Source organism: Sphingobium sp. ba1 (genome assembly GCF_000743655.1).
Classification (GTDB): domain Bacteria; phylum Pseudomonadota; class Alphaproteobacteria; order Sphingomonadales; family Sphingomonadaceae; genus Sphingobium.
Window position 1 is genome coordinate 2,949,796 of the sequence record NZ_JPPQ01000069.1, and the last position, 8,935, is coordinate 2,958,730.

Sequence of the window (8,935 nt, forward strand, 5' to 3'; positions counted from 1 at the left end):
CTTGCCGTTGGGCTTGCAGATCATCGGCAAGGCGCTGGACGAACAGACGGTGCTGAACGCGGGGTTGGCGATCGAGGAACGGGCTGGGTTTGTGGCGCGGCCGGACAAGTGGTGGTGAGATGGATCGGTGAAATCCTTGTCCAAATTATTGGAGAGGGATTCATCGAGGGTCTGATGCGGCGAAAATTTGGGCGAGGAAAGTCTCAGCCTTTGACGCGCGAAAGACAAAAAATTCTCGAACGGCGCGCTCAACAGCGTGTGAACAGACGGAAAAAGCGATGATTGAATCACCCCATCGCATCCAGCGCGTAACCGGCGATTGTAGATAGGGTTGCAAAGTGTTACCTTGGTAACACTGGAGATTGGGCAATGAACGCGCAGAGCAAGATCGACACTGGAACCATGACGAGCAAGGGTCAGATACTGATCCCCAAAGCCATGCGCGATGCCGCCGGTCTGGTGCCGGGACAGCCTTACAAGGTTGTGCTGAATGAAGCGGGGCAAGTGGTGGTTGCACCGCTGGGGTTCAGCCCTGAGGAAGCAGCGGAGCGAAGCCGACGGGTGCGCGAAGCGATCAACGCGATCGCCGGGAAATATCCCAATCCTGACGGCATGAGTACGGATGAGTATATGCGGGAAATACGGGGTAATTACGAACCGTGATCCTTGTCGACTCCAACGTTCTCATTGATGTTCTGGATCGTGATCCCCATTGGTTCGAATGGTCCGCTGCCAATATCAATCGTGCCGCATTTGGTGCCTATCTATTTGTAAACCCGGTAGTTATTGGCGAAATGGCGCCAAGGTTCGAGGCATTGGATGATCTGCGCGTTCTTCTGGCTGCGATGCTTATCGATGTGGAACCCTTGATGCCGGAGGGGGCATTTCTGGCGGGTAAAGCCTTTCAGGTTCATCGACGTCGAAAGCAACCGATGGCGGCTAAATCCATCCTCGCCGACTTTCTGATCGGTGGCCACGCGCAGTCTCTGAACGCGACCATCCTGACCCGTGACCCGCGTTTCTATCGCAGCTATTTTCCCGGCGTGCCGTTGATCACGCCTTCAAAGGACGACTGATGACTGAATCAACCTATCGCATCCAGGGCGCAACCGGCGAGTGGGAGGTCGTGATCGGCCTGGAGGTGCATGCCCAGATCACCACCAATGCCAAGCTGTTTTCCGGTGCCGCGACCGCGTTCGGGGCGGAACCCAATACGCAGGTGTCTCTGGTCGATGCGGCGATGCCCGGCATGTTGCCCGTGCCCAATCGCGAGTGCATCCGCCAGGCGGTGCGCACCGGCATGGCGATCGAGGCGCAGATCAACAGATGGTCGCGGTTCGACCGGAAAAATTATTTCTACGCCGATCTGCCGCAGGGCTATCAGATCAGCCAGCTCTATCACCCGATCGTGGGCGAAGGGCAGATCGAGATCGTGCTGGACGAGAAAAACCCGGAAACCAGCACCAAGGTCATCGGGGTCGAGCGCATCCATGTCGAGCAGGATGCCGGCAAGCTGATGCATGATCAGCATCCGACCAGCTCCTATGTCGACCTCAACCGGTCGGGCGTCGCGCTGATGGAGATCGTGTCGAAGCCGGACATGCGGTCGCCTACCGAAGCAGGGGCTTATCTGGCGAAGCTGCGGACGATTCTGCGCTATGTCGGGTCGTGCGACGGCAATATGGACCAGGGGTCGATGCGCGCCGACGTCAACGTGTCGGTGCGTAAGCCCGGCGAGGAATTCGGCACCCGCACCGAAACCAAGAACGTCAATTCCGTCCGCTTCGTCATGGCCGTGGTCGAGCATGAGGCGAACCGTCAGGTCGATGTGCTGGAGGCGGGCGGCAAGATCGTGCAGGAAACCCGGCTCTACGATCCCGACCGGGGTGAGACGCGGTCGATGCGGTCGAAGGAAGATGCGCATGACTATCGCTACTTCCCTGATCCCGACCTGTTGCCGATCGAACTGGACGAGGCCTTCCTGGCCGAATGCCGCGTCTCGCTGCCCGAACTGCCCGATGCCAAGCGCAAGCGCTATGAGCAGGCGCTCGGCCTGTCGGCCTATAATGCCGCGACTCTGACGGCGGACGCCGACACTGCGCGCTGGTTCGAACTGCTGGTGACGCAAAGCGCCGCCGCGCAGAAGAAGAGCGAGAGCGATGTCGCGAAGGCAGCGGCCAACTGGCTGCTGTCCGACCTTTATGGCGCGCTCAACCGCCTTGGCAAAAGCCTGGAGGAAAGCCCGGTCAGTCCCTCACAGGCGGCCGAATTGCTGGCGCTGGTCGCCGACGGCACGCTGTCGGGATCGCTCGCCAAGCAGGTGTTCGAAATCATGCTGGAAACCGGCGATGCACCAGCCAAGATCGTGGAAGATCGCGGCATGAAGCAGACGTCGGACACGGGCGCGATCGAGGCGGTGGTGGCCAAGGTTCTCGCGGACAATGGCGACAAGGTCGCGCAATATAAGGGCGGCAAGGAAGCGCTGTTCGGCTTCTTCGTCGGCCAGACGATGAAGGCAATGCAGGGCAAGGCCAACCCGCAGGTCGTGAATGAACTGGTGAAGAAGGGGTTGGCTTAACGCCAGCCCCTTAATATCGTTATTTAATTCGTATTGAAGTTCGATAAAACGACATAGCGAATTTTTTGATTGTCAGCCGTTATGACTTTTATCCGCGCACCTGGGTAAGCGATTTCGCTAGAAGCTGATAAGTCATATTCAGCCTCATTCGAGAAGGCCGGGCGAGCGATGCTGCCACTGCTTTCTCGGTATCCGATCTTGATGCGATCCCCAACACGACCACTATAGAGCAATGTCTGCTGCAGGTCGCGGTCTGACAGGACTGGCTGACGGGTTCTCTCAAACGAGTGTTCCGTATCGCATATGGGACCGTTTAAGCCGCCAGTAATAACGCATGTTTCCTGTTTCGTTTTCGAAACACGGATCGATTGCGGGAATGGTAATGGCAGGCCTAGTAAATCGCGGGCTTGAAGTAAATAACCTGCCCCCTCTCGGTTTGAGGACATCCGATAGGAGTGATATGTGCTACCTTTGTCTTCCGCAATTTGAGGATAGAATCCTTTGCTAAGCCTATATCCTTTGATATTATTTTCTGCGACCAGTTCAATTCCATCCTCTTCGGTATAAAATCCCTGCCGCAGCATGTCTTCGCCCAAAGACACCTGAGTTTCTTCGGCCAGTTTTGGAAAACTGATCGGCGTTCGAATAGGCGTGTAGTTTGGCGCAGGTGTAGACGCACATGCTGACAACCCAATCGTTGCCGTGACGAGAAGTAATGAACGCATTGAATAGCCCCCTTTTGAATTTAGGAGGTTAAAGGCTTCTCAACCGATAATTCAAGTACGGTGATCAATTATGGCAAGGGTAAAATAAATAAGGGGCGCCACCGGGTCTAGCGGTGACGCCCCTCTTTATGTCCGGCGCCCTTGGGGAGGGATATTGCCGGATCGGAAAGAACGGACCGGGAGGGTCTGTGGGGTGTGGCCCGTCCTTTCATAGTCAGGACGTCACAGGACGAAGTTTACCGTCGCTCTAAACGATATGGCGACGTGATTTTGTTGTTCCTCCGCGCCGAATTCGCCGCCCACGCGGAATGTTTCGGTGCCGCCATAGAGGCGGGCGCGGCCGGTCCAGCCATTGGTGCGGTCTTCGGCGGTCAGGGTGAAGCGGTCGCCATCCTTGAAATAGGCGACCGTATCGCCCAGCGATCCGCCGATGATCTGGCGGCGGCCGCCCTCCAGTTCCAGCCGCAGCCAGCCATCTTCCGGGTTCAAGCTGCCAAAGTCATAGCCCGCCGTGACCGTGCCGTTGGCGGTGGTTTCGTCGCTGGTGCGGTCCAGCACCGTGAGGTTGAAGGCATCGCCGCCGCCAGTCTCGCTATAGCCCTTCTCGGAAAGGCGATAATAGTCGATGCCGAGCGCCGGACGCAGGCTGAACCGGCCCATCTGCATCTGATAGGCGGCACCGGCGGTCGCCGAATAGAGCTTGCCATTCCAATCGCCATCGGCGGTGCGGGTGACGTCGCCATTGGAGAAATGGCGGGTGCCGGTGAAACCGATATGCGCCGCGGACAGGCGGGCGAAGGCCAGCAGCGGTCCCCATTGGCCGCGCCAGTGGGCCGCCAGCTCATATTGGTCGGAATCGACGGCATTGTCGGTGCCGCCGCCGGTGTCGCTACTATGGATATAGGCGAAGGAGCCACCGAATGCGCCGAGATCGGTCAGATATTCGGCGCCACCGCCCGCGCCCCAACCGTTGATATCGTAGGACGCGGTATTGCCCACGCTCTTGCTGCTGCCAAAGGCGACCTGTTGCAGCCAGAAGCCGAGGCGGCCGTCCTTGGTACGATAGATGCCGTTGGGGTCGGACAGGATGCGCGCGGTGGCTCTGGAACCCGATGTCACCGCTTCGAACGTGCCACCGGCATGATCGGGCAGCATCTGGCGCAGATTGGCGTTCAGCGTCTCGCCATCGCTGATGGCGAGATAGGCGTCGGCGATATCGGCGTCATTGTCGAGCGCATTGAAGATGGCGGAATAGGCGCTACCGAGCGAGCCGGTGAGGCCCAGGTCGGTCACGCTCTTGGCCGCGATCGAGAGGGTGACGGTGCCTGCCGTGGCATCGCCCGCGACGCTGCCCTTGAACATATAGGGCAGCAGGGTGGCGGTGCCGAGCGTCGGCGATCCGCTGAGCGATCCGGCGCGGACGATGACATAGTCGCCTTCCGCATCGCCGACCTGGCTGAGTTGCACCTTCACCTGCGATCCGCTGGCGAAGCTGGCTGCGCCTGCAACGTCATAGACGGTGTTGGCACCGGTCGCCGCATCGATGGCAACGCCGATGGTGGAGGTGCCGCTGGCCGACAGTGAACCCAGCGCGATGCTGCCCGTGCTGGTAGTGCTGAGCGTCCCGCCATTGAGCGTCACATCGACGTTGCCGCCATTGTTGATCGCCCCCGACAGGGACGAAGTGCCGTTCAGGACGAGCGTCCCGGCGCTGCCGCCGAAATCGACATTGCCCGTCAGGCTGGCGCTGTTGGCCACGGTCAGGCTGGACGTGCCGGTTCCGAACGCGACATTGCCGGTCAGGCTGGACGTTCCGGACAGGGCGACACTGTCATTGCCAGCGCCGAGGCTGAGGTTGCCGGTGATGCTGCCTGCCGACACGGTCAAGACGTCATTGCCCGACCCCAGCCGGACATCGCCGACGATCTGCGGCGCGGTGGCCGTAGCGGAGGCAAGCGCCTGCGTCAGGGTGACGCCGCTGCCGTTGGCGCTGAGGTCGATCGCGGTGTTGGTGAGGCCGCCGGTCGCGCTGATCCGGCCGGTGTTGGACAGGCTGGATACCGTGCCCGACGAATCGAGAATGGCGATCGCCGTGCCCTTTGCATTGTCGAGCGCCGATGCGGCGACAGCGCCGCTGACCTTGATCGCCGAGACCGATGCGCCTGCGTCGATTACGAGCCCGCGCGCGCTCGTCCCCGTCTTGGCCGATGCGCTTGCGCCGACGGTGCCGCTGACTTCGACCGTATCGGCCCGCGCGCCCGAACCCAGCCGCAGGGCGGTGGCATCGCTGTCGTAGGAGACGGCCGCGACCGTGCCTGCGACCAGCACGCCCTTGGCAATGTCGACATCGCCGCCCAGCCCGCCAATGACCAGGCCATTGGCCGCGACCCCGTCATAAACGCCATAGCCGCCAATGCCGCCATTGACGATCAGGCCATAGCCCGACGTATCGGCGGCTACCGCACCTATGTCCGTGTCGCTGTCCGCCGCGCCGATCTGCACGGCGGCTGCCGAGCCATAGGTGATGACCGAGGCCGTGCCTTCCGTGCTGTCGGTCAGGCCATCATCGTCGATATCGGTGTCATCTTCATCATCATCGTCGCTGGCGGTGGGCGGCACGTCGAAGATGATGCCGCCGCTGACATTGCCCGCTATCACCAGGGCCGATCCGCCCTGAAGCAGATCGTCGGCATCTAATTTGGTGACGTCGGACGGCCGGGTCGTCGTGCGATAGCCGGTGCTGGCGATGCTGCCCTGAATCTTGAGTGCGCCGTCGATGTCGCCAAGCAAGGCTGCGCCGATGCTGTTCGCGCCAACCGCCGTCGTCGTCCCGCGCAGGGTTACGTTACCGGTGACGTCATTGACCAGGACGCCGTTGCTGTTGTCGCCCGTGACGCTGATCGTGCCACTGGTGGCGAGGTTGCCGGTCAGAGGGCCGTCGAGGCGGATACCGTCCGACTGATTGCCTTCAATGCTGATGGTGCCGCTATGGGTGATGTCGCCGACATGGGGGGCGCCCGCCTGCAGCCAGATGCCCTTTTTATTCGTGCCCTTGGCGAACGGGCCGTCGATATCGCCGTCGGAGTCGCTGTCTGTGGCGGTATAGTCTTCGGTCAGCGTGATGGTGCCGCTGTTGGTGATCGCGCCGCTCGTGCCGGGGGTAATCAGGATGCCGGTGACATTATTGGCGTCGTTGATGGTGATGGTGCCCGCGTTCGAGACTTTGTTGTTGCTGTCGACCGTGACCGCCGTGCCGCTGGTCAGGGTGATCGACCCGGCCGAACTGATGGTGATATCGTCGCGCGCGCCGTTGGCGATGGTGGAGGTCTTGACGGCTGCTGTCGTCGCGGTGCTGATGGTCGTTTCCGCCATCGCCTGCGCCGCTGTCAGGGCCACCAGAACCGGCGCGATGGCCGTGCAGGCCAGTAGATGTCGCATATAGTCTCCTCTGCGTGCCGCGCTTGATATTCTGTGCGCGCGTGCGGGAGGGACGATGCCGAACTTGGTTTTCCGTGCCGTTTTGCGATGAATGGATGTTCAGAAAGCGAAATCGACGCCGATGCGCAGCGTGCGTGGGCGCAGCGGCGTATAATAGTCGGTATTAAGGTCGAACGGCGTGCCGAGCGAGAAGCGGTTGCCCTCGCTGTCGAACAGGTTGGTGAGCGATAGCGAATATTGCACCGGCCCGCGCGTCACGCTGGCCGAAAGGCTGGTATCGACATAATCGCCCTGGGTCTGGCCCAGTATCGGCCCGACGCCCAGCCGCGATTTGCCGACATAGCGGGCGGACCCTGTAAGATGGAGGTTCATCCGGTCGCTCAGCGGCGCGCGATAGTCGAAGGCGAGCCGTCCGCCCAGATTGGCGACATTGGGCACGGCCAGCGATTGGTCATCATAGGACAGCGCCCGAATGAAGGCTGCCTGCCGGGTCAGGCGGCTATCATTATAGATGATGCTGCCGTCCAGCGTCAGGCGCGGGGTGGCGCGGGCAACGATGCGTCCTTCGAGCGTATAGATGCGCCCATCGCCGATATTAGCGGTGGTCGGCAGGCCGATCCGGTCGGTCACGTCGGCCTGGATGTCGCGCCAGTCGGTATAGGCGATATTGGCGCTGAGCGCGATCGTGTCGCGGCCGGGCAGGCCCATGCGGAAGCCGCTTTCGATGGTCGATATGCGGTCATTCTGGAAACGCCGCACCCGCTGATCATCGACGGCCAGGCCGCCGGGGCGAAAGCCCTGCTGAAAGCGGGCGTAGAGGGTGACGTTCGGGATCGCGTCGGTGAGCAAGGAGGCGGAGGGTAGGAAGATCGTCTCGCTGCGATCGGCCTGCGCTTCTGCCCGCGCGAGGTCCGCCGAGGAGAGGGCGGCGACCGGATCGAGCGCCTCGCCGGACAGGCGGCTGTTTGTCAGGCGGCCGCCGAAGGTGGCGATCAGTCCCCGGACCGGTTCGAAGGAGGCTTCGCCGAACAACGTCGCTTCCTTGACGCTGTTGCGCACGCCCGTCGCCGCCGCTGGCTGACCCCGGCCGAAAACGGGCACGCCGGGAAGCACCTCCGGCTGGATCAGGGCGGCGCCGAAGCCGGTCAGCGAGCGATAGATTTTCGACCTGCTTTGCAGGTAGGAGCCGCCCAATATCCAGCCCAGCCCATTGTCGAGATCCCGCACCAGCCGGTTTTCGGTGGAGAAGATGTCGACTTCATTGCGCTGGCGGAACAGCGCTGGTGGGCCGCCGGGCTGGGTCGCGTCATAGCTTTCGGACAGGTCGTGCCGCACGAAGCCGGTGGACGAGACGAAACGCAGGCTGTCCCATTGTTTTTCCAGGCGGACATTGCCGAGCAGATAGTCGGATCGATAGGGTTGGGCGACGGCGGAGGCGCGCTCCAGTCGGCCGACCGAGCGGGTCGCATATTGCGCGTCATCGCCCTCTATCTGTTGATAGACACCATTGAGATCGATCGTCCAGTCATCGTCCGGGGCAAAGCGCAGCGCGGCGCGACCACCCCAGGTACGGGTCCGGTTGACGTCCTCCTTCCCGCGATTGACGTCGTCGATATAGCCGCCGTCCTGCACGCCATAGCCCACGACCCGCAGCGCGAGTTTTTCAGCGACGATCGGCAGGTTGAGCGTTGCGGACAGATCGCCGCCGGGGTCGCCATGCTGGGTGGCAGAAAGCCCCGCCGATACTTGCCCGCCCATTTCGCCAAGATTGGGGGCGTTGGGCATGATGCGGATGATGCCGCCCAGCGATCCCGCGCCATAGAGCGTGCCCTGCGGCCCTTCCAGCACTTCGACCCGGCCGACATCATAAAGTTTGAGGTCGGGGTCGGGCGCGGCATAGTTCAACCGCATGTCGGCCAGATATTGGCCGGTGGTGGCCTGGGTCGGCCCGGCCACGCCGGAATCGGCGATGGCGCGGATGAACAGCTTGTTTCGGCCCGCACCAGCATGGGTGGAACTCAGACTAGCGACCCGCGCCAGCAAGGTGGCGGTGCCGCCTGCCGCTTCGCCGCTGGAAAAGGCGCGGCTGTCGAGCGCTTCGACCATGCCGGCATAGCGGGGCAGGGGCGTTTCGCGCTTCGAGGCAGTGACGATGATCTGGGCTTCGGGTTGATCGTCGGCGGGGGCGGCGGGG

Annotated in this window: 6 protein-coding genes; 3 read left to right on the forward strand and 3 right to left on the reverse strand. The window is 61.9% G+C overall.

All coding sequences use genetic code 11. The features are described 5' to 3' along the window. The first annotated feature begins 369 nt into the window (after nt 1-369). From IL54_RS17580 to gatB, 3 genes are read left to right on the forward strand one after another with little or no spacing between them, the layout of a single operon-like run. A complete protein-coding gene (locus IL54_RS17580) occupies nt 370-663 on the forward strand; it encodes an AbrB/MazE/SpoVT family DNA-binding domain-containing protein (RefSeq protein ID WP_037477348.1) in 294 nt (97 codons plus the stop codon). Further along, nucleotides 660-1,076 (forward strand): type II toxin-antitoxin system VapC family toxin, encoded by a 417-nt coding sequence (locus IL54_RS17585; protein ID WP_037477349.1) that lies wholly within the window; start codon nt 660-662, stop codon nt 1,074-1,076. The genes IL54_RS17580 and IL54_RS17585 overlap by 4 nt, the downstream gene beginning before the upstream one ends. Next, on the forward strand, nt 1,076-2,578 hold the full coding sequence (gatB, locus tag IL54_RS17590) for an Asp-tRNA(Asn)/Glu-tRNA(Gln) amidotransferase subunit GatB (RefSeq protein ID WP_037477350.1): 1,503 nt from the start codon (nt 1,076-1,078) through the stop codon (nt 2,576-2,578). Before IL54_RS17585 ends, gatB begins: the two co-directional genes overlap by 1 nt. Nucleotides 2,579-2,601: 23 nt before the next feature. Here the strand turns inward: gatB and IL54_RS24320 are convergent, their stop codons facing one another. From IL54_RS24320 to IL54_RS17600, 3 genes are all read right to left on the reverse strand, one after another. Beyond that, entirely contained in the window at nt 2,602-3,303 is a 702-nt protein-coding gene (locus IL54_RS24320) for a hypothetical protein (RefSeq protein ID WP_156106250.1), read from the reverse strand. Between the two features lie 222 nt (nt 3,304-3,525). Further along, a complete protein-coding gene (locus IL54_RS17595) occupies nt 3,526-6,741 on the reverse strand; it encodes an autotransporter outer membrane beta-barrel domain-containing protein (RefSeq protein ID WP_037477351.1) in 3,216 nt (1,071 codons plus the stop codon). Nucleotides 6,742-6,840: 99 nt separating this feature from the next. After that, nucleotides 6,841-8,935, reverse strand: a 2,095-nt coding sequence (locus IL54_RS17600) for a TonB-dependent receptor (RefSeq protein ID WP_076605589.1), incomplete at its 5' end; no start/stop codon positions are given.